Raw genomic sequence first — 20,178 nt, forward strand, 5'->3', positions numbered from 1 at the left:
GTTATTGATGAAATTTTCTGCACATATAGTACTTGCTAAAAGCTGTCCACTCCAACCTCTTGATTCTTAAAGCATCTTTGATATGCAGTGGCATGACCTCGTCCCATTTCACTTCCAGCACGCAATATCCACACGGAAGAACAGGGCGTTGTTTGTAATTATCTGTCAAAAAAAGGTCTATATCCTCAGATGAGGTGATTTTTCTGTCAAATGTGACTCTGACATTTCCACCACTGTATATGAACGGAACCCTCTCATATGTAACAATAGTTTTAGGAAACAGTCCCCTTATTTCCAATTCGGACAATAACTTTTTCTTTTCTTCCGACATATCGTCTAAGATGATCGGAAAACCTCCGTGCATCAGGGTGTAACACTCTTCTTTTGTTAAACTGCAGGATTCCTTCATACACATTCCGTGGCTTTTGATCTTCTTCTCCAGCACAATACGTTCCGTATCGAAATTATAGTATCTGATTCTAAACTTTGATCGGGGATCAGCGCCGGAAAGGTTCTCTGCAAGGCAGGTATCATTCATATCGTCAAAATATAAAGACCTGATCAGATAAGTTCCATCCCCCCGGACATGCGGGTCTCTGGACAAAACCCCCATTGCCTTAACGAGCAAAATGCCTTCCTGCTTTGCGTCTATCAAATACTTATATTCATGACGCCATCTTTTCACATTTCCATAGCGGCTCGAAGAAACTCTGGTCTGTTTTCCGGTCTCCGCAACTGTTTCAACGCTCATCTACGCACCCCAACTGAACTTTTCTCAAACCCCCTATGTTATAAGTGCCAACAATGCTACGACTCTGAATTTTGCAATCATAGAGATAAAGATTGGCTTTTGTTGTAACAAACGCATATCTGCCGGCTATAATGTTCATTTCGCCACCGGAAACGATCAGGCTTCCACGCCCATCCGCTCCACTCTTCGTTGTCTTAAAAGCATTCTTTTCAGTAGAAATCATAAACTCACCATCGTTTACAAGAATCCCATCATTTCCATGAATAGCCGTACGCTTGCACTTAAGTGTATACCTTCCTCCCAATATCTTTACAAGATCCTTTGAATGAACCGCATCCTTATAGTAACCGTTAACTTTCAAGGATCCCATTCCATTGAATGTCATATCACAAACAGAATATATACAGGATTCCAAATCATCATATTTACGATAATCACCGGAATCGGAAATGGTATTCTCTGTTCCATCAACCACGGTAATAATGAGCTTATCGGCATTTTCGCAGTAAATAGCGGGGCCGGATTTGGAAACCAGTTCCAGACCGTTTAAAAGCAAATGAACATTCTGTTCCTTCGCATCAATATGAATCATCCCTGTAAGCTTTCCGGAAAGCAGGTAATCTCCTCCCTCACTTATTTCCACATTTTCAATGCTGTTATCAAAGCTCATTATCTTCATATCTGTGCCTTCAACCACCTGATCCAAATCAGTGATTTGGAGATAAGATAACTGACTCTGAAAATCTGTCTCAGTCATTGGAACATTGACATATCGGTATGCATCTTTTTGGGATTCATGTGAGCTTCCGATTCTCCAACAAACGAACAGGACAAGAATTAGAATCAATAAGATAAGAACTCGCCCGAACCCCCGATGTTTCCTATACAAAAAATAAAACGGTTCCAATGGACTACTGGAATATCGCATTAATCTTCACCCCTCCCTTCACAATAGGTACATCTAATGTTTCATCATAATACTTCGTAGTAATTTCATTTGCAGTAATTTCCCAATGGTCGAACCCCTCATCTGTGGCTATTACTGTAACCGGATAATCCGTAAAATAAGTTCCCGACCATTCGTCCTGAATCTCCGGCTGTATGGTGTTTAGCTTAATCGGTCTCCCCGTCCTGTTTGATGTAAGCGTTACCGTTTCCTGTGAACCCTTCAGTTCAAACTCCTCTGCCATATAAGGAACTATATATTCAGAGCGATATGTGAAAAAATCAGTAATCTTCGGACTTGTGTTTCCAAATTCTTCCAGCTTTTGCTGTACGTGTTCTTTTCGAAAATCCGTGTTAACGATATCCATAAATGTAAGAACCAAATTTCGGCAAAAGATTGAGTTTTTACGTAACCCTTTGTAAAGTGGCTGGTTTATCATTGTAGGATCAGCTTTACGACCAATCGCTGGGCCAAGAGTAAATGTGTTAACCTGCCAAGGTATATCATTTGATGTATGATCTCTTAACCTTGAATTCCACCCCAAATCCAAATCATATAACAGCCACCGCCACCGTGTATCACCATATTCCGCATCTTCCTTAACACCACTCTTCCAAGTGAGGCAGTTCCACTGTTCATACATATCTTCATTATCCACATAAGCATTGATACAGATATAGTCTATATAACTCTGTATATCCATTACAGAATTAATCTGTGAATATGCTTCCTCATCACTTGAATATCCGGCATCAATGATACGCAGTAAATTTGGATCGGTTTTATTCTTAACAAGTTGGATATTATCAGAGTTTAACTGGTAATACTCATGAAAATATGAATCACTGTATTTTTCAAGCAAATAAACGGAGTACCAATATTCGCCATCCAAAAAAACTTCTACCGGCATTCCATGCTGTATCCCGACATCCCTGTCTTCTACAAGCGACGGAACAAATGCATTCTTAAAGCCTTCTCTTAACACGAAAGAATGATTCGGTTTATCGTTAATGACAGGTGAATCAAACCATTTACTGCCACTATACTTTTTTCTGGAATAGATGGAAAAACGCTTTAGTCCACGAGCACGAGTAGACGCGCCTTGAATTCTAATTCCAACAGGCTGATTCAACATTACTCCTGAATCGTTTATAATCTCAAAGTTTGCAATCCTTTCCCATTCTTCACCTCTTTGCATATAGTTGGGAATTGGCCCATCTGTTTTAATCTCCTTTTCATCAGGCTGCATATCTTCCTCAAGGGATTGATTGTACCACTCTTCATATTGCTGACCATTTACATATATTCCGTTTTCCTCATCAAAAAGATTCCTAGGATCTGTAACAAGCGATATTACTGTTTTATCTTTATACTTTTCTAAATCAACCCAAAATGTCTTGGTTATCGTCTTACTTTGATTCCCTTCCTTATCCACAGCCATGGCACGTACAACAAAAGCCTTATCTACCGGATCTTTCCCAATCTCTTCCTTTTGTTTGTACTCTTCCTGAACATTCTGTATCGAACGGAATATATTGGGCTCACTGCTTTTGTCATATACATGAATCGGTTGGCTATAACAATCAGATTCCACCGTTGGGTCACTACAATCCAAGGTATAGTAGATAGTTTCTCCCTCCTCTGCACTGAGTGAAAGATAAAAATCAGATTCGTAAAAACCACTGTCTGCCGAAAAAACAGGCGCTGCTGCTTCGAGAAGTTCAGAAACTTCCTCTGATAAACGCACTACCGCCCAGCCGTCACTGTTCTTCTGATAGCTTTCATCACGAGCTAACGCTGGCACAACAATACTATCCAGGATTTTCCCTTCTACATCTGAAAGATATACAATGGTGCCGCCTTTCTTTTTTATATCCATCCCTTCATCATCTTCCATCAGACATGTATAGGTATCACCGGAATGAATTCTACCACCGCTTACACGGATATACCGCAAGTCATCCCCATTAGCTGAAAGAAACAATTTGTCCGCATCAAAAGCAAGCTCTCCGTCGTTTTTTATCACAACATAGCTGACATCATTATCCCCATCACGATCTCCGAAATTTGGTTTTGCTATTGTTTTTCGACATACTTCATTAATCGAAATAAAGTCAGCCCCCGTTCTGGAAAGTTGATACCCAATCATAATGGGAATAAGCGTTATCATAAATAAAAACAGCAAAGGTGAACGATACCTAAATTTTTTAGCTGTGTCACAATGCTTTTTTACATACTGATAAGCCGCCCCGGAAATTACGGTGGAAATTGTTACCGAAACAAGACATGAAGTTGAAAGCCTTGTAATATCCTGATAAGAACATTTTAATGTAAGCAGATTTTTGATAGTCAAAAACAAACCATCCGAAAAGAATACATTAAACGATATAAAGAACAAGAGAAAATTGAAAAGAATATTGACAGGAGTACCGATAGTCAGTGAACGTTTCCAGTCTTTCTGGTTTTGAAACGGAAAACTATAGATTACCAACTCCATAATTATGATAGACACCAAATGAGCAACTAACAGAATCAAAATAATTTTCTCCATCTGTTTTGTATATTCCCCTTTCTGCCAGCTATAAAAAGCTCTTGTGCATTTTTGGTTATTATCTATTCTTTTGAACATTCGCAAAAAATCGAATTATATTTGTAAAATTATCACAATTTCCTATAAGAGCAAGAGCAGAAACTTGCGCTAGACTCACTTTCGATGATGGTGGTATACCACTTACATCGAATCAAATAATGTTTGACTATTCATGACCCCAATTATTCTTTTAGCAATTTTCTTGACTTTGCGTTTTATTGGCGACCCCAAATACTTTCTTTCTAATCTTGCAAAAGATAGTTTTCTCATATCTATGAAAAAGTCATCCCTCTGTACTGGCCTAACAGCAGATTGGTATTCAGCTGAATTTCTTTTTACAGCTTGCTCGTATTCACAAGATGCATATATTATCTGCCCTTTTATACCTTCAAATATATTGGCTCCCTTTTCAGAACGAATTAAGACAAGAGATGTTCCCTTATAATCATTTAATTCCGGGAGTACATTCTCCACACCCCAGAAATCACCAATCGAAATATCTGCAGTTCTGTAGCTTTTTGATCCACATTCATAACATGATGGTCTTAAAACATAGTTCTTTAGGAACATCTGCATGTAAGGATTTTCTTTATTGGGCGAAAACCATTGTTTCATGTCGGAGTCATGCATCAATCCAAAATCATTCCAGCTATGTTTCTTGCTTCTGAAATTCACTTTTTTTAAAACGGCATGGTTTTTCGTTTCAAAATATTCCGCATATCTTTTCCATAATTCCGGCGATGGCACTCCGTGGCAGATAATATCCATACAGAAGAGATTCTCATACTCTTTTCCAAGAAATAACTTCAATCCATTAATCTGACATGGACAACCGGAGAACATAACTTGAACACCACACTGAAGATCATCAAGTACCTGTCTGAATGTATCCCCTATTTTGCTCTGCAAATACTTGGAGCCTCTAAGACACGACAAGTCCGCTATCTGATCAACTCTTCTGTAAACAGCTTCCTTACAATCTTCAGACATAGCTGTTCCGTAGACAACTCCACCATTCTTTAGATAATACTCAGCTAAAACTGAAAATATTCCGCCAGAAGAGCTCTCATATCTTATATCATTGTCTCTTGAATTACATCCATATGATGCAATAACAGAATTCATCATTCATTCCTACACTTTCTTCCTTCGCTTTACCATTTGAAAAACTTGTTTTAAACTATTCCTATTATCCAAAAAGAAAAACATCCCCGCTATCAATGACAAAATTATATCAACCGTATTATTGGTCCAGATAACCCCAATTGCTAATACAATCCCCGTGATTAAATACGCTCCGAACACTTTCCAATTAACTCGTATCGGAAAGACTTCTCTGATATCCTTCATTCTTGTAACCCACATTACAAAAAAGCCAACAAATGTGGATAGTGCCGCTGCAAATAATCCAATGAATTTAATACAAATCAAATCGATTCCCAGATTTACAACTGCGCCATACACACTCGTCTTGGCAGCTCCACCGGTTTTCTTTCCTTGCAGATATCCGATACTGCTAAATGAAGAAAAGCCTTGAAATACCGTTCCAAGATAAAGAAATCCGGTGTAAATTGATGCTACCTTATAGGAGTCGCTTAAGATAACATTCATCGCAAGTTTTGTTAATGGAATTAATACAAAGACCATTCCAAACGATAATTTGTACAACTGTTGAAACACTTTCTTAGTATATTCTTCGGACTGCTCGCTTTTTCCCAATTCAGCTAACGCCATATCTGTCCATGCATTATTAAACATTTGGAAAATGACCTGTAAAATTGAAGGGAACTTATGTGCCACAGAATAAATTCCATTAGCGGCACTATTAATGAACATTCGAACTACGTAACGATCCGAAGCCCCCATAACCCACCAGCTTAATGCGGAAGGAACAAGTGGGATCGAATAATGAAGCATGTCTATCTGGTGCTGTTTGTAATTTGGTTTGAAATCAACTTTTCTTAAACGCTTTTCAAGAATCAAGATCAGTACGATTGTTGCATAAAGACTTATCGCATTGCTCTGAAGGAGTGCTATAACACCTTGTTTAAGAATACAAACCTTGTAGAAATTCAGTCCAACTAATACTGTAGTATGAAATAAACCCGATGAAGCGAAAAGTATCTGATTTTTCAGTCCTCGAAGCAGCTTCTGCAAACATTCCAGGATCCTGTCTCCAACCAGAATTGCAATAAAATAATAGCAGTGCCATACCGGAATAAAGAAGTTAATTCCTATTAGTACGAGCGAACATAGTAAACAATTCCTCAGCAATAATTTATATGTTGCTGAAATATATGGTATCTCATTGCCTTTTTCTTTAATAATCCATCTGTATGCAGCATCTGAAATCTTCATTGTTAACAACGGAGACATCAAACTTACTGTTGTTACAAGAAGATCATAGTCTCCCAAATCTTCCGGAAGAATAAAGTATGTATATAGAGGAACAATCAAGAAGTTCAGAAACTTCGTTCCAAAGCTGCCTATTGCATAGGTAATTGTTCCCGTTAATAGAGCCTTATTTTTTTTACTACTACTCATCCAAATGATATTAACCTCTCGATTTGATTAAACGATTACAATGTCTTACTTTCAATACGGTTGAGTAAATTTCACAATCTTTTCAGCCCCCGGCTAATACTGCTTTCTCATGATCTTGTTTCAAGCGTTCTTGCTATCCTCGTTTATTTTTCCAATGCATTTCTCAGCCAATTGATCGAGCGCTCACGCTCCATCTGGATTAGTCTATCTGTTTTTTCCCAATCGATGGTTTGTCCAAATTTTAAATATCCTTTTTCTACATCAAAGTCTTTCATCTCTCTATTATCCAATTCAATAAGGTCTAAGAGATTTGAAATTCTTGATGACATTTTCTGTCTCGAAGCAGAATTCACAACAAATGGTACATGGAACAATATTGAAAAAACTGTTGCATGAAAAGAATCTGTATACACAAATGATGCATTTTTGATATACGATAACCAGTCTTCAACATCTGGTGTCATAACGATTGACGAACCATATTTTATGATATCCGCACGATTCATAGAAAGGATTACAATCTTCATCCCCATCTTTCGGGCAAAATATTTAGCTGTTTCATAAACCTTTTTATCAAACCGTACCTGATAAAGAAGTAAATATGTTCCCTCTATAATTGGTTTATTGCATTTTTTCAGCCAAAATTCTTGGTCAAACAGCATTGTAGGATCCAGTACAACCTCCGCCCTGATTCCCAATTCTCCAAGTATGGACTTCCCACTTTCTTCTCTGACTGATACGTGAGAAAATTCGGAAATGTATTCTCTGACACTATTCTTGTGACTATCCGGTATAATCCCATTACCAAAACTGGATGCGTAAGATATTTTTTTTGCTTTCGTAAAAGTAAGGTAGAATGGTAAATCAAGTTGTTTTTTAGTAGTATAATCGCTATTCCAAACCTGATCACTTCCTACCAAATACAGATCCGAAATTGGTGGATTTTCTACCAATTCATCATATGAAAAATACCGAGTAGAAAATGCACACTCTTTTTCAATAAAATAAAAAAATTTCAAATAGTCTTTCTTTATTTTATCAAAATACAATTTTTCCCATAGGAATCTTGTAATAGCATTCTTGCCCCACAGACGGCTTCGTGATGTGCTCCTTTTCACAAATTGTTTGGGATTATATATATTGCTGCGTTCAGGAATATAATCAATAAACTGTACACCATGACCATCATTTTCAAGGAACTTAAATAATGCATAAGCTTGTAAGATGCCACCATAATTCTTTGCTCTGCTAAAAGTAATTAAAGAGATGTTCATTTTAAATACTAAACTCCACTTTTAAATACTAACACTTATTTTCTATCTATCGTTTTTACAAGGATAAGAAATACTGGCATCGCATTCAGATACAACTGATACCTTATAAGATCATTTTTCTTATAATATAAATTAAGCTTAGTCTTATCTAATCCGCTTAAGTACTCTTTCAATTTATTTATTCTCTGTCGATATTCCTCTGGTGCTCCCCGTAAAAAGTAAATTTTAGATATCCTCAGATATGTTCTAGCCTTACGCGCTTCATTGCTATCTGTTTCGTTAGGAAAGTGAGTTTTTGCATCCTGATAGATTTTATCCGCAATATCTATGGCATCTAAGTATTTCTCGCTAAACACCTTCACTCTACTGCTTGAACCTTCTCTATGAATATAGTGATATTTATTCACATTAAGAATTCCAACTTTACATGCTCGTGTTAAAGCAATATACGTTGCGTACAAGTCCTCATGAATCCTCTTTCCTTCCGGAAACAAATCGTCTGGAATAATACTCTTTCTAAATAGTTTGCTGCATACCGACATACCTATTGTCGACAAGAAAAAGGCATTCATCCATTCATCAACATCATTATAAACAAGCTCATGTCCATGGATCTTACCTTGTTCCATAGAAACAATATCCAGTTTTTCTGCATCAGCATACTTTAACATACATTCGTACATGTCTGTATCAAACTGATCATCAACGTCTACAAACCCAATATATTCACCTGTGGCTATCGCTAATCCACTGTTTCGAGCAGCAGAAACTCCTTTATTTATTTGGTGGACTACTTTGCAATTATGATACTTTGCGCTCATTAAATCACAAATCTCGCCAGATCCATCTGTAGAACCATCATTAACAAGAATAAACTCCATATCGTCCCTTAATGTCTGAGAAGCAAGTTGGAAACAACAGTCTTCAATGAAGTTTTTCCCATTATAAATTGGTATGATTACTGAAACTTTCATAAATGCTTTTCCTCATACATTCTCAACTACTATGTTTATTTACCCTCTGTGTCTCAGCATATGTCTATATACTCAATGATTCGCAGATTTCTTAATTAAACTATTATGAAGCCAGTTTTTTCCCATGTTCCAATCTCGTTTAATCACAAATGGTATTGACATAAGCATGTAAATATTAAAAGCAGCTGTATCTAAAATCAGTGACTGGTTATAGAAAGTCAAGAAAACGACTAATATACATACAACTTCAGTAAGAACAAAATACTTCTGATACCGGGTTGGTATATTATTTTTTTCTTTTCTCGAAAAAATAAAAATGAAAACAACTAATGCATAATAAAGACCCAATCCAACGATACCTATATTGGTAATTTCAAGTGATGAGAAAAAATAGTGATATCCTAATATACTATACTGTTTATTAAATCCACTTGATAAAAAATCTGTACTGACATTATCGGCATAGCCTAACCCTAAGCCAAACATTTTTTTGAAAGGATCCGTCAAAAAATTATTTAACATAAATGGAATCGCAGTAGTTCTATTCAGCAAATGTTGTCCATAAGTTGAGCCGTCTGCTCCTGCATATGAAAGCATCGCCGCCATAGAATAGATAGTGTTCTTATGGCCAAAGTATCTGGAGTACAATGCAAAACCGATAGCCACAAGAGCAACTGCCGTAACTACAAGCAATATTTTTTTTGTCGTGAATCTGGTGAGCATTACACACCAAAATGCAATTAGGATAAATTCAAAATAAAAAGCTTTCATTTCGCCAATTGCTGCCATGAATAAACACAACAAAATGGGAATACTCATTCTTAACAGGCTGATTTCTTTATATACGTACTTTATTAATGTGTAAGCACATACAATACACATGAGCACATTCAGTCCCGCTGTACCACCTGCTACAGTTTTACCTGTGCTATACAACCCTGTTACTGAATCAAATCCATATCCAAGAAGGTACTCAAATACACAAGCCACAAAATTGACATACAGGAAGATTTCCAAAGACCTAACCATTTTTTTAATGGTTTCCACTTTGGCAAACCTAATACACGCTATAAAAAAAATAAAAAACCTAAAAAAAGTTCTAAAGCCCCATAAGAAAACGAAGGGATTATACAAATGTATAAAATAGCCAATCAATGTTTCGATAAATAGTAATGCAGTAATTCGCTTTATCCAATTCAAGCCTTCTATGTTTATGTTACTTCTTCTTTCATCTTTAAACAGCATTACCATCAACGCAATCCAAGCTATATCACTCACATATGCAATTGACTCCGGAGCATCTATGATATGTATAAAAGACTTATATATACAATTAAATATTATCAAGAAGGAAATCCAAAAAGTTGGTTTGCAATAAAATTTCCTTGATATTCTCGTGTCAAATATATTATGTTTACGCAACCTGCGAACTCGTCCTTCTGCTGTAGGTATCATCAAAAAATCTCTCTTTCAACGAACTGAAATCTGGCTTTAAATATGAATTTTTATTTAACCTGTAATGACTTATCTATATACACTTTTTACACTCACTTGTTTAAGTCTGACACATTTTTTAGGTAATTTCGCATCTTTTTTCTGCGCAGATATTTAAAGATCATCGCTTTAAATGGCAACCTATTAATAAGCGGTCTTATTACTCCAGCAATTTCGCCTTTCAATCTCCTTGGTTCCCATTTGGTTACAAGCGAATAATAATCCATATCTATCGAATCTTTGAAAAAAAACGCTCTCATCACCGGCCGTATTATCTGCTTTTGGGGTCCACCAACAATATTGGTATTATTCTCTTGAATAACCTTTATGTTGGCTCTTCCTTCTATCTCTTTCAGCAAGTACTTCCCTTTATCTGTATGTGCCCATAGTTTCGTAGTCCCTTTATCGTCATCCATTGCTTTATTGACAGAAGCTATTTCATTAAAGTCACCAATTGTAAAATCACTGACTCTTGGAACTTCTCTGAACACACATTCATAGCAAGATGGTCTAACATTTAAATGTCTAAAGAAAAGATTTGCATGAACACGACTATCATACTTTTGATCCATTTCTTTACCATTGCTAAAGAATACTCTTACATTCGGAGTTGAATATCCATAATGTTTGTTTCTAAACTGAACGTTTGTTACTTGAGTCTTATATTTCTTGTTTAAGTACTTAATCCACTCAGCAAACAATTTAGGAGACGATACACCTAAACATAACAAGTCTATTGTGTAAAGATTATCTATATGTCCAACCACATTTTTTAGGCCATAAACCTGACATGGAGTTCCAACAAATAAAACTACCTTTCCTTGGGCAACTAATTCTTTGATCTTGCGAAAAGTATCGTTTAGGTCGCTTTGAACATATTTTGATCCCCGTAACTCAGAAAGAGCCTTTGTATTGTCGCAGAGTTTATGACAAACAATCATATTATCATATCCTACAGCAGACACTACTCCCCCCTGTTGTAAAATATAATCCGCAATCCAAGAGAATGCTCCTCCGGCTGTACTTATCTGACGTTTTTTTTCATCCTTATACTGTACAGCAACATAGAGGCTTTCTTTCTTCTCAGATCCCCCAATATTTTGTATCGGACAGACTCTATCACAAGCATTGCATCCAGTACACTGATCTGTGTCTACCACGGGATACAGAAACCCTTCTTCGTCCGGTTTCATATCTATACATTTTTTCGGGCAAATACTGTAACATGCGGTACATCCACAGCACTTATCTTTATTAACTATCTCTATCATTGTTTACGTCTTTTCAATAATTTCAAAACATCCTTTTCAACTGAAACAATGCTTCTGTTCAAGCGAAATAAAAATTCTTTTGCACTGCCATATCAGTTGACTTTATGCTTTTCATCAAACTCTTGCCATGCTTTTTCGATTTTCTCCGCTTTATTTAATGAACAATACTTTTTTGTGTACTCATCTCGAGTCCGTTTAAAATCATCAAAAGAACCTATTACCTTGGCTGGTACTCCGCCCACAATTGTTCCCGGCGGTACATCACGATTTACAAGACTGCCTGCTGCAACAATTGCATTCGGTCCTATTGATACGTTAGGCAAAACTCTTGTGCCTGCTCCGATAAACACATTTTCATGTACTTCTATACACCCTATATATTCCGTATTTTCACGCTTACCAGCCATTCCATCAAAAACCCAATGAATAATATCATGCATCGTAAATTCTACATTTGCTGCAATTGCCACGTTATCGTGAATTTTTAGTCTATTACCATCTGTCGGATATTTTCTTGGCTGCCAATGTACATGCTCACCAAGAAGAGCCAGTTTTCCTTTTTTTCTAAGCCATTTTACACGTTGCTGTGCAGTAGGAATTAAAAAAAACCATGCTCTTTCTAACACTTCTAATTTCGCTTTTCGCATATACGATTTGCTAACTGATAGCGACAGATCTGAATAATTATTCACCTTTTCTCTCCTACATTTCATTTATCAATTCTAGTAGTTTCCAATGCGGTACGCAGATATTCAATCGATTCGTTTCTCAAAATATTCACCCTATTCTCCACTCTCGAATAATCAATTAGTCCTTGAACCGCCATCACATCTCCGTCATATCGTCTATTGCTTAACCCTAACAATGTACACAGACTATCAATTCTACTGTTACGAGAATTTACCCCTGCATGAAATCTGTTAAATGTCAAAAACCTCTTATGATGAAGAATACTAAAAACTGAACCATGGAAGGAATCTGTTAAAATGAACTCAGCATGTCTTATCAAATTGACAAAATCTGCTGCATCCATGTCAAACATCTGAATATCTCCGAATTTTAGATCCCTTTCAATGAAATTGTCCAGAAATGGACATGTCACTAACTTCAAACCGGTTTTGTTCTTAAATTCCTCTGCGGCCTTTCTATGGTCTTCATTTGTTCCCAAAAAATAGCAAAATACATAAGGCTCCTCAACCACTCGACGGTCCGGAATCATTTTGCCCCATCCATCGGCATCGAACAGAAGTGTTGGATCGCAAACCACCTGAGTAGTTTTCCCTATCAAGTCCTTAATGATTTTCTGACCAGCAAGTTCTCTCGTACTCAATGCCTGAAATCTCTTCAAAAACTTAGTAAAACCTGTTCTATATCTAGATGGAATATCACTAACACCAAAACTTGTTGCATATGCAATTTTCGGCTTATTATCAGGTGCAAATTCAAGCGTATAAAAATGACTTCCCAGGTTGTGAGGCAACCAGAGCTGATCGCTTCCACAAAGGAATAAATTATAGTTCCTTGCTGTTTCTTTTACTAATGTTTCCCACCCATTATAAGGTTTCGAAAGATTCGTAAAGTATTCTTTTACAAAGCCATCAAACCGTTCATTTCTCATGGTCACATTTTTATATACCTCAGGATATCTTTTAATAACCTTTTTCTTTTTCTTTGCTGCCAGCTTGACTTTTATGAATGATACATCCATTAATCGTGGAATGGTTTGCAGAATAAAACGAGGGGTGAGCTTCTTCTTGTATCGGATAATTTCTGAATCATATCCCAGTTCTTCAACCATCTTCACTGTGGCTAAAACCTGTAACTGACTGCCAAAGTTTTTTGTGTCATAGCATACCGCTAATCCCACTTTATCCATTAGTACCCCCATTGATCAAATCTTATATTTCAATCCCATTGCTCTTATAATACCCCTATTTCTTTTAGCAATCCTTCTGTTATAACATTATCTACATTGAATCTGTCTGCTTCCTTCTGGCATTTCTTACTCATTTCCTGAAGATCGTATTTCCCTTCAATACATTCCTGAATCTTGTTTTTAAGTGCCATCACATCATGCACAGGAATAAACAATGCTGTTTCCTCTTCTTGTAAAAAAGCCTTATTGTGTGCCCAGTCCGTAGCAATCATAGGCACCCCAGCTATGAATGCATCAATGAATACACCTGCGAGGCCTTCACTTATCCAATATGTAGGGAACAACATTGCATCATAGGCAGCTAATTGATCATAACCTTCTTTTATCCTAAGATTCAGAAAACCCTTGTAATTAACATTTTCCAACATGCTAATTTTTCTAAAAAAAACATCTTTATATTCATTTTTAACCTTGCCATAGAAATCAATTATGTACTTATCCGCAAAGCCCTCTTCATTCAAAATTCCAGCAGCTTCAAAAATATAATCGCATCCTTTTTCCGGCATGATTCGACTTAAAAAAACTAACCGAAGTGGTTTAGTGGTAGCAGGATACTTTTCGTTCAGCGCTGGATAATACTCTATTGGTTTAAAATTCGGCACTTCTTTCACACCGGTCACGCCACACGCTTCAAGCTGCTCTACCATCAGTCTGCTTTCAACTAATGTGTGCTTCATATAATTGACCGTCTCAGCTTTAAAATCATTATTTTGAACTTTTTGCCCAAAATTACCGCCAATTACCCAATGAACGGAGTTACCCCTCCATCCAATCGTTTTCATAAGTTTCATCAACGGATAGACATTTTTTGCAGAAGTGGAAAGAATTAGTGTTGCATTTTTTTTCGTAAGCATATTCCATGCTAACTGTATCAAAACCCAAGGATGTTTTCTCCAATTTTTAAAATCCATTTGCAGGCACTTAACTCCGAAGGTTTCAAGTTTGCTAATACACAGCTGATTCTTCATCGTTTCGCCGCAATCAGCAGTCTTGCCTTTATTAATCCATCCTACATAAATCACTTCATTGCTCATATCATCCTCTCCTCTGGTGCTACTTGCCGAAACCTTCACTGTTTGAGATAGTGATCTCACCAAAGACTACTTTCCCGTCAACAATAAAAAATCGGTTCTGGCATGCAGAAAATCCTCGGAAAGAATCCTTGCATACTTCAGGAGTTTATCCAGTGCTTCCGGCTTTTCAATTGCTACACCACTGTTCGGATATGCCATTTCATATCCTTTGATCAAATTCCACTCGGTTAGGATACTTAAGATTGAGCTTATATCCACACTTCAATCTGAAGAGCAGCTTCAGTTCCAATTCCTTATTTACTTTATAAAGAATATTAAACGGTGTAAGAATCACACTCTTTAACAGATTGTCCATCCGAGTTTACCCCTCAATAAAACTCTCAATACTGTCAATAATCTTCTTCGTGTTACTCTGGTATGCGTCAAATTCATGTTCCTTCACGAACTTCAAACCGCCTTCCAGTCCCGCTGCATCATTCAGTCCACAGATCAGGTTCTGTCCTTTGAACTGTTCGATCAGCTGAATCTGATGATCATCAACGTGTTCGCCGTACTTTGCAAGTCTTGGAACAGCAATAACCTTTTTTCCCTTCTTAACTGCACCGATGATTGCACCGGTACCCCCATGTGTAATCAGAATGTCACACTTGCCTTCCTGTGCATCGAACTCTTCTCTGTCCAGGAACTGCTTATATTCAAAATATTTCGGCTTATAATCGCTATATCCGGTCTGAGCAAACACCTCATCCTCAATAACGCCTTTTTCAATCAACTCATCCACGGCCTGGAGGAGTCTATTAAACTGAAACTTCTGAGATCCCAATGTAATAAAGATCATCTTCCCCTCCAATCAGTAGATACCTCCAAGATAGATCGCCTTCGGAAAAATCTTCTTCATCTCCGGCCACTGAACATAGAACTGATCAGCGTACTTGTATAACAGCTTTCCGGTAAGAGTTGCCGATGTCACTTTAGCAAAGGACTCTATGTAAATGAGCTTCTTTCCGTGAAGTTTTGCAATCAGACACATCGGAATCGTGGCAAGAACACCGGTGGAAATGACCACGTTTGGCTTCTCTTTTCTAAAAATCCTCAAAGATATGAATGTATTCGCAATCATTCTTGGAATGAAGGTCTTTTCTTTACGATTGACCTGCTTCAGGTAATACATTTTTTGTCCTTTGACGTTTGCTTTATATGAAGTTTCCTCCGTGATCACAAAGCTATCGTATTTCTCCATCAATGGTCTCAGCATCACCAACTGTTCAAAATGACCACCGGAGGATGAAGCAAAACAAATTTTCTTTTCCATATAGTTTCGTCTCCGCTCCACCAAAACACCTGCACCATTCAAAACCATGGCAGAATCTTTTTTCAACAAAAAAAACCTCGCTAATCGGATAAATAAACCGGTTAATTCAGGTTGTCAGATTTGCTTCTCCTTATTTCTGTAGATTTAAAATGTCAAAGTGCCCTAAATGAGACTTGCATCTCACAAGGGCCTTTGACTTTCCTACTGTTAAATTTCTCATCTGTTCCGGGTTGGGTCTACATAGAATCTTCAAGACACACCGTATAGTCAATCTCTCTTGAACAGGTCTCTCGTATAAATCTTATCGGCTACGTCATCAAGCACCGAATCATATCGGTTCGCGATAATCACCTGACTCTGTCTCTTGAATTCTGCAATATCGTTGAGAACCTGGCTTCCATAAAAACTGCTGCCATCTTCCAGCGCAGGCTCATATATAATTACGGTTGCGCCTTTTGCCTTAATCCTCTTCATGACACCCTGAATACTGCTCTGACGGAAGTTATCGCTGTTGCTCTTCATCGTCAGCCGGTAAACGCCTATGACAACTTCCCGCTCACCTTTGTACGCTTCGCTGTAACTGTTCGCGCCGGCAATCTGCAGCACTCTGTCCGCGATAAAGTCTTTCCTCGTCCTGTTCGACTCAACAATCGCATGGATGAGATTTTCCGGTACATCCTGATAATTTGCAAGAAGCTGTCTTGTATCTTTCGGCAGGCAGTATCCGCCATACCCAAAGCTCGGATTGTTATAATAATCTCCAATGCGAGGGTCAAGGCTTACACCGCGGATGATGTCCTGTGTCTTCAATCCTTTCATCTCCGCATAGGTGTCAAGCTCGTTGAAGTAGCTGACACGCAAGGCAAGATAGGTGTTCGCAAAAAGTTTCACCGCTTCGGCTTCTGTGACACCCATCAACAGCACTTGCGGTTCATTGAGAGCAGCATCCTTCAGCAGTTGGGCGAACTGTTCCACCTTCTCTCCCCCGCCGCCGACGATAATGCGTGATGGGTAGAGGTTATCATAAAGTGCCTTCGATTCACGCAGGAATTCCGGGCTGAAAAAAATTCTGTCTGTGTTGTACTTCTTCCTGACGCTTTCCGTATAACCAACCGGAATTGTGGATTTGATGATCATGGCTGCGGTGTCGCTGCTCTTAAGCACCAGCTCGATCACCGATTCTACCGCGCCGGTATCGAAGAAGTTCTTCTGAGGATCATAATTCGTCGGAGCAGCGATGATCACAAAGTCAGCGGATGCATATGCGGCTGCTCCGTCAACAGTAGCCGTTAAATGCAGTTTTCTCTCCCCGGACGCAGCCTCTGCAAAATACTTCTCGATGTATTCATCCTGGATTGGTGACTGCCATTTTCTGATCTTATCAATTTTCTCCGGCATAATATCCACAGCAGTAACTGTGTTCTTCTGGCTTAACAGAACTGCCAATGATAGTCCAACATATCCCGTTCCTGCAACTGCAATATTCATCGTTCTCCACTTCCAGCCTTACGGGCCGCTGTCCAACAACGAAAATTCACACTTTTCCAATATATCCACATTCAATCTCTCTTGTTTCAGAGCTTCTATCGGAATACTTCTGTCCAAAAACTTATGCCTTCGGCTTGCTGTACTCCCCATAACCATATCCGTACTTTGAGTATTTCTTTCCGTACTTATGGTAGCTGTAGTAACTGTTGTAATAACCGCTCTTTGTCATATTGACCTTGTTAAGAATAACTCCCAGAAATCGGACGCCCGTACGGTCAAGCTGTTCCTTCGATTTCCGGAAAAGACGTCTTGTGGTTACATCCGCTTCTACCACAAGCGCCGCTCCGTCCGCATAACGTGTAAGGATCGCTGCATCGATAACGGTTCCGATGGGGGCAGTGTCCATGATCACAATGTCGTAGTTCAGTTCTTTAATGAACCGGAACAATTTTTCGCACATCTCATCTTCAAAAAGCTCTGTGGGATTCGGTGAATAGGGACCTGCAAAGATCATATCCAGATTCGGCATCTTGGGATCGTTATAAAACCCGTCTTCCAGTGCCACCTGTCCCGTAAGCATCTGGGATAGTCCCACAATCTCCCCCCTGACCCGGTGCACAGCAGCAAACTCTGATTTTCGGATATCGCAGTCAAGATACAGCGTATGTTTTCCCGACTCTGCGAAAACTCTGGCAAGCTCAAAGGATGTTGTGGTTTTTCCTTCGTTTGGTGAAGTGGATGTAATAAGAATATTCTTAACCTTCGATCCGGAGAACAACAGGTTGGTTCTTAAAGTTCTCATGGCTTCACTGAATCGGAAATCGTCATCCGGAGCCAGTTTCAAATTTACCGTTTTTTTATTGATGGTCATTAACGAAAGATCCTTACTTTTGTTTTTTTCTGTAAGCATAATTATATTGTTCCGCCTTCCTGGCCGCCTCCGGGTCCCTTTCCGGGATTGCCGCAAGAACCGGAAGCTTGAAGTAATTCTCGATATCATCCTCCGTTCTTATGGTGTCATTTGCCATGGTTGAAATAACGATGAATCCGGCCGTGATCATGAAGAATACCGCCGCCATGATCACGGCATTTCTCCCGCTCTGAGGACCTGTCTTCTGGAGCGGAATCTCACCATATTCGATAATCTTCGGCGGATCCTGTTCCATGATGTCCGCGATATAGTCGGAAGCACATTCCGAAACCGCATCCGTAAGCAGCTTCGCTCTGGTTGGATCCGTATCCAGCACCGAGATATTTAAAACACGGGTATTCTGTGGATTCTCAAGAGTGATCTTACGTCTCAGATCAAGATAATTCATGTCCTGGATATTCAGTTTCTTAATGGCATTTTCCATGACGGTTCTGGAGGTGACCAGAACCTTATAATCAGCGGTAAGCTGGGAACCGATCTGAAGGTCCGTCAGGGACGTAATGGTGGTTTCCTTCGTCATAACATAGATAATGGAAGTGCTGGTATAAGTTGGCGTCAGCACGAACCTGGAAATCGAATATCCGATTCCGCCTCCCAGCACCAGCGCCAGGATAAGAATCAGAACCCTTTTCTTCAGCTCAAAAAATATCTGACCGAAATCAATCTCATCATCTTGATCGTCGTCCAGAGTATTGATGGTAAATAAGTTGTCTGGTGGAAATAAATTGTTATTGTTATTAGTATCTGGCATAGGTTCCTCACAATTGTCAGGGTGTAAGGGGCATGAAAGATTGTCTATCGATCGATCTCGTTATCTTCCGTCATCTTCATGGCATTCCCGGAAAGGATCGCATTCGCATAATCCTTGTCAAGGTTATCGGAAATCCATTTCAGAGCATCCGTTATCACCGGAGGTCTCGTGTCCGCACGGTGCATATCCGTACCCAGAAAATGAACTTCTTTTCGTTTCAGAGCCTTCCTCACAAACCTGGTTTCTCCGTCAAAGACTGCGGAAAGTCCTTTTCTGCCGATGGGTTCGGTAGAAAGCTGTATGTATGCCCCGAGGCCGATGATCTCGTCAAGACCGTTTTCTCTCAGCCCCCTGAATCTTTCTGCATGCGCTATGACGGGAAGGTATCCTGCGTTTCTAATGTTGCGAACGCATTTCAGAATGGTTTTATAGCTTTCCAGGGGATAAAACTCGATAAGGGTATATCTGCTGCCCGCAAGAGTAAGTATCTCCCCGTTTTTCAGGCGTTCCGCCATACTGTCAAAATACAGGACTTCATTACCGGCATATAATCTGACTGAAATCCCGGCTTTCTTTACTGCTTTCTCAATATTGGAAAGCTTTTCCTTTATTCGAACAGGATCGCCTGGACATTCAGGATAATAGTGGGGTGTCGCTATGATATCGGTCGCCCCCTGCCTGACGGCAGAACGGATAAGTTCTACCGATTCCTCCATATCCCGGGAGCCGTCATCGATATGGTAGATGATGTGGGAGTGTATGTCGAACATCTCGATTCTCCTTTTCTGTGATCCCGGCCCTGTATCTGACCAAAAGCGAAGATGCAGGTGTCTTCCGGATTATGTTTGGATACAGGTCTGCAGGCTCCGAAAACTGCATCAA

18 protein-coding genes are annotated in these 20,178 nt (G+C 38.9%); all 18 read right to left on the bottom strand.

Annotated elements, in window-relative coordinates; translation table 11 throughout:
- Position 1: 1 nt before the first annotated feature.
- The 18 genes from BR86_RS0107440 to BR86_RS0107535 all read right to left on the bottom strand — a co-directional run bounded on the left by BR86_RS0107440 (position 2) and on the right by BR86_RS0107535 (position 20,066).
- A complete protein-coding gene (locus BR86_RS0107440) occupies positions 2-751 on the bottom strand; it encodes a polyphosphate polymerase domain-containing protein (RefSeq protein ID WP_051684666.1) in 750 nt (249 codons plus the stop codon).
- Positions 741-1,430: a carbohydrate-binding domain-containing protein gene (locus BR86_RS0107445; protein WP_161767292.1), complete on the bottom strand. Its 690-nt coding sequence runs from the start codon at positions 1,428-1,430 to the stop codon at positions 741-743. The genes BR86_RS0107440 and BR86_RS0107445 overlap by 11 nt, the downstream gene beginning before the upstream one ends.
- A gap of 232 nt (positions 1,431-1,662) precedes the next feature.
- Entirely contained in the window at positions 1,663-4,248 is a 2,586-nt protein-coding gene (locus BR86_RS0107450; RefSeq protein ID WP_031472648.1) for a CotH kinase family protein, read from the bottom strand.
- Between the two features lie 180 nt (positions 4,249-4,428).
- Positions 4,429-5,412, bottom strand: coding sequence for a Coenzyme F420 hydrogenase/dehydrogenase, beta subunit C-terminal domain (locus BR86_RS0107455; RefSeq protein WP_143099345.1), 984 nt, complete (start codon positions 5,410-5,412; stop codon positions 4,429-4,431).
- A 9-nt stretch (positions 5,413-5,421) separates the two neighbouring features.
- Complete coding sequence (locus tag BR86_RS0107460; protein ID WP_031472652.1) at positions 5,422-6,831, bottom strand: lipopolysaccharide biosynthesis protein; 1,410 nt, start codon at positions 6,829-6,831, stop codon at positions 5,422-5,424.
- Positions 6,832-6,974: 143 nt separating this feature from the next.
- Positions 6,975-8,105 carry a polysaccharide pyruvyl transferase family protein gene (locus BR86_RS0107465; RefSeq protein WP_031472654.1) on the bottom strand — a complete coding sequence of 377 codons (1,131 nt, stop codon included), beginning with the start codon at positions 8,103-8,105 and terminating at the stop codon, positions 6,975-6,977.
- Between the two features lie 35 nt (positions 8,106-8,140).
- A complete protein-coding gene (locus tag BR86_RS0107470) occupies positions 8,141-9,079 on the bottom strand; it encodes a glycosyltransferase (protein ID WP_031472656.1) in 939 nt (312 codons plus the stop codon).
- Between the two features lie 72 nt (positions 9,080-9,151).
- Positions 9,152-10,534: a hypothetical protein gene (locus tag BR86_RS0107475; RefSeq protein ID WP_031472658.1), complete on the bottom strand. Its 1,383-nt coding sequence runs from the start codon at positions 10,532-10,534 to the stop codon at positions 9,152-9,154.
- Between the two features lie 92 nt (positions 10,535-10,626).
- Entirely contained in the window at positions 10,627-11,844 is a 1,218-nt protein-coding gene (locus BR86_RS0107480) for a Coenzyme F420 hydrogenase/dehydrogenase, beta subunit C-terminal domain (RefSeq protein ID WP_051684667.1), read from the bottom strand.
- 92 nt (positions 11,845-11,936) lie between these two features.
- Positions 11,937-12,536 carry an acyltransferase gene (locus tag BR86_RS0107485; RefSeq protein WP_051684668.1) on the bottom strand — a complete coding sequence of 200 codons (600 nt, stop codon included), beginning with the start codon at positions 12,534-12,536 and terminating at the stop codon, positions 11,937-11,939.
- Positions 12,537-12,553: 17 nt separating this feature from the next.
- Entirely contained in the window at positions 12,554-13,720 is a 1,167-nt protein-coding gene (locus BR86_RS0107490; RefSeq protein WP_031472664.1) for a polysaccharide pyruvyl transferase family protein, read from the bottom strand.
- Positions 13,721-13,764: 44 nt separating this feature from the next.
- Positions 13,765-14,814 (bottom strand): glycosyltransferase family 4 protein, encoded by a 1,050-nt coding sequence (locus BR86_RS0107495; protein ID WP_031472666.1) that lies wholly within the window; start codon positions 14,812-14,814, stop codon positions 13,765-13,767.
- A 361-nt stretch (positions 14,815-15,175) separates the two neighbouring features.
- On the bottom strand, positions 15,176-15,652 hold the full coding sequence (gene pssE, locus BR86_RS0107510) for a PssE/Cps14G family polysaccharide biosynthesis glycosyltransferase (RefSeq protein WP_031472668.1): 477 nt from the start codon (positions 15,650-15,652) through the stop codon (positions 15,176-15,178).
- Between the two features lie 12 nt (positions 15,653-15,664).
- On the bottom strand, positions 15,665-16,192 hold the full coding sequence (gene pssD / locus BR86_RS0107515; RefSeq protein ID WP_242841584.1) for a PssD/Cps14F family polysaccharide biosynthesis glycosyltransferase: 528 nt from the start codon (positions 16,190-16,192) through the stop codon (positions 15,665-15,667).
- Between the two features lie 201 nt (positions 16,193-16,393).
- Positions 16,394-17,614 carry a nucleotide sugar dehydrogenase gene (locus tag BR86_RS0107520; protein ID WP_031472672.1) on the bottom strand — a complete coding sequence of 407 codons (1,221 nt, stop codon included), beginning with the start codon at positions 17,612-17,614 and terminating at the stop codon, positions 16,394-16,396.
- Positions 17,615-17,735: 121 nt separating this feature from the next.
- Complete coding sequence (locus BR86_RS0107525; protein ID WP_161767294.1) at positions 17,736-18,416, bottom strand: polysaccharide biosynthesis tyrosine autokinase; 681 nt, start codon at positions 18,414-18,416, stop codon at positions 17,736-17,738.
- An 82-nt stretch (positions 18,417-18,498) separates the two neighbouring features.
- Positions 18,499-19,296: a YveK family protein gene (locus tag BR86_RS0107530; protein WP_051684670.1), complete on the bottom strand. Its 798-nt coding sequence runs from the start codon at positions 19,294-19,296 to the stop codon at positions 18,499-18,501.
- 44 nt (positions 19,297-19,340) lie between these two features.
- Positions 19,341-20,066: a CpsB/CapC family capsule biosynthesis tyrosine phosphatase gene (locus BR86_RS0107535; RefSeq protein ID WP_051684671.1), complete on the bottom strand. Its 726-nt coding sequence runs from the start codon at positions 20,064-20,066 to the stop codon at positions 19,341-19,343.
- Positions 20,067-20,178 lie beyond the last annotated feature (112 nt).

This window comes from [Clostridium] aminophilum DSM 10710 (genome assembly GCF_000711825.1).
Taxonomy (GTDB): domain Bacteria; phylum Bacillota; class Clostridia; order Lachnospirales; family Lachnospiraceae; genus Clostridium_R; species Clostridium_R aminophilum.

Excerpts from the sequence above, each read along its gene's own strand:
- BR86_RS0107440 (WP_051684666.1), bottom strand. The coding sequence starts at position 751 with ATGAGCGTTGAAACAGTTGCGGAGACCGGAAAACAGACCAGAGTTTCT.
- BR86_RS0107445 (WP_161767292.1), bottom strand. The coding sequence starts at position 1,430 with ATGAAGATAATGAGCTTTGATAACAGCATTGAAAATGTGGAAATAAGT.
- BR86_RS0107450 (WP_031472648.1), bottom strand. The coding sequence starts at position 4,248 with ATGGAGAAAATTATTTTGATTCTGTTAGTTGCTCATTTGGTGTCTATC.
- BR86_RS0107455 (WP_143099345.1), bottom strand. The coding sequence starts at position 5,412 with ATGAATTCTGTTATTGCATCATATGGATGTAATTCAAGAGACAATGAT.
- BR86_RS0107460 (WP_031472652.1), bottom strand. The coding sequence starts at position 6,831 with ATGAGTAGTAGTAAAAAAAATAAGGCTCTATTAACGGGAACAATTACC.
- BR86_RS0107465 (WP_031472654.1), bottom strand. The coding sequence starts at position 8,105 with ATGAACATCTCTTTAATTACTTTTAGCAGAGCAAAGAATTATGGTGGC.
- BR86_RS0107470 (WP_031472656.1), bottom strand. The coding sequence starts at position 9,079 with ATGAAAGTTTCAGTAATCATACCAATTTATAATGGGAAAAACTTCATT.
- BR86_RS0107475 (WP_031472658.1), bottom strand. The coding sequence starts at position 10,534 with ATGATACCTACAGCAGAAGGACGAGTTCGCAGGTTGCGTAAACATAAT.
- BR86_RS0107480 (WP_051684667.1), bottom strand. The coding sequence starts at position 11,844 with ATGATAGAGATAGTTAATAAAGATAAGTGCTGTGGATGTACCGCATGT.
- BR86_RS0107490 (WP_031472664.1), bottom strand. The coding sequence starts at position 13,720 with ATGGATAAAGTGGGATTAGCGGTATGCTATGACACAAAAAACTTTGGC.
- BR86_RS0107495 (WP_031472666.1), bottom strand. The coding sequence starts at position 14,814 with ATGAGCAATGAAGTGATTTATGTAGGATGGATTAATAAAGGCAAGACT.
- pssE (WP_031472668.1), bottom strand. The coding sequence starts at position 15,652 with ATGATCTTTATTACATTGGGATCTCAGAAGTTTCAGTTTAATAGACTC.
- BR86_RS0107520 (WP_031472672.1), bottom strand. The coding sequence starts at position 17,614 with ATGAATATTGCAGTTGCAGGAACGGGATATGTTGGACTATCATTGGCA.
- BR86_RS0107525 (WP_161767294.1), bottom strand. The coding sequence starts at position 18,416 with ATGAGAACTTTAAGAACCAACCTGTTGTTCTCCGGATCGAAGGTTAAG.
- BR86_RS0107530 (WP_051684670.1), bottom strand. The coding sequence starts at position 19,296 with ATGCCAGATACTAATAACAATAACAATTTATTTCCACCAGACAACTTA.
- BR86_RS0107535 (WP_051684671.1), bottom strand. The coding sequence starts at position 20,066 with ATGTTCGACATACACTCCCACATCATCTACCATATCGATGACGGCTCC.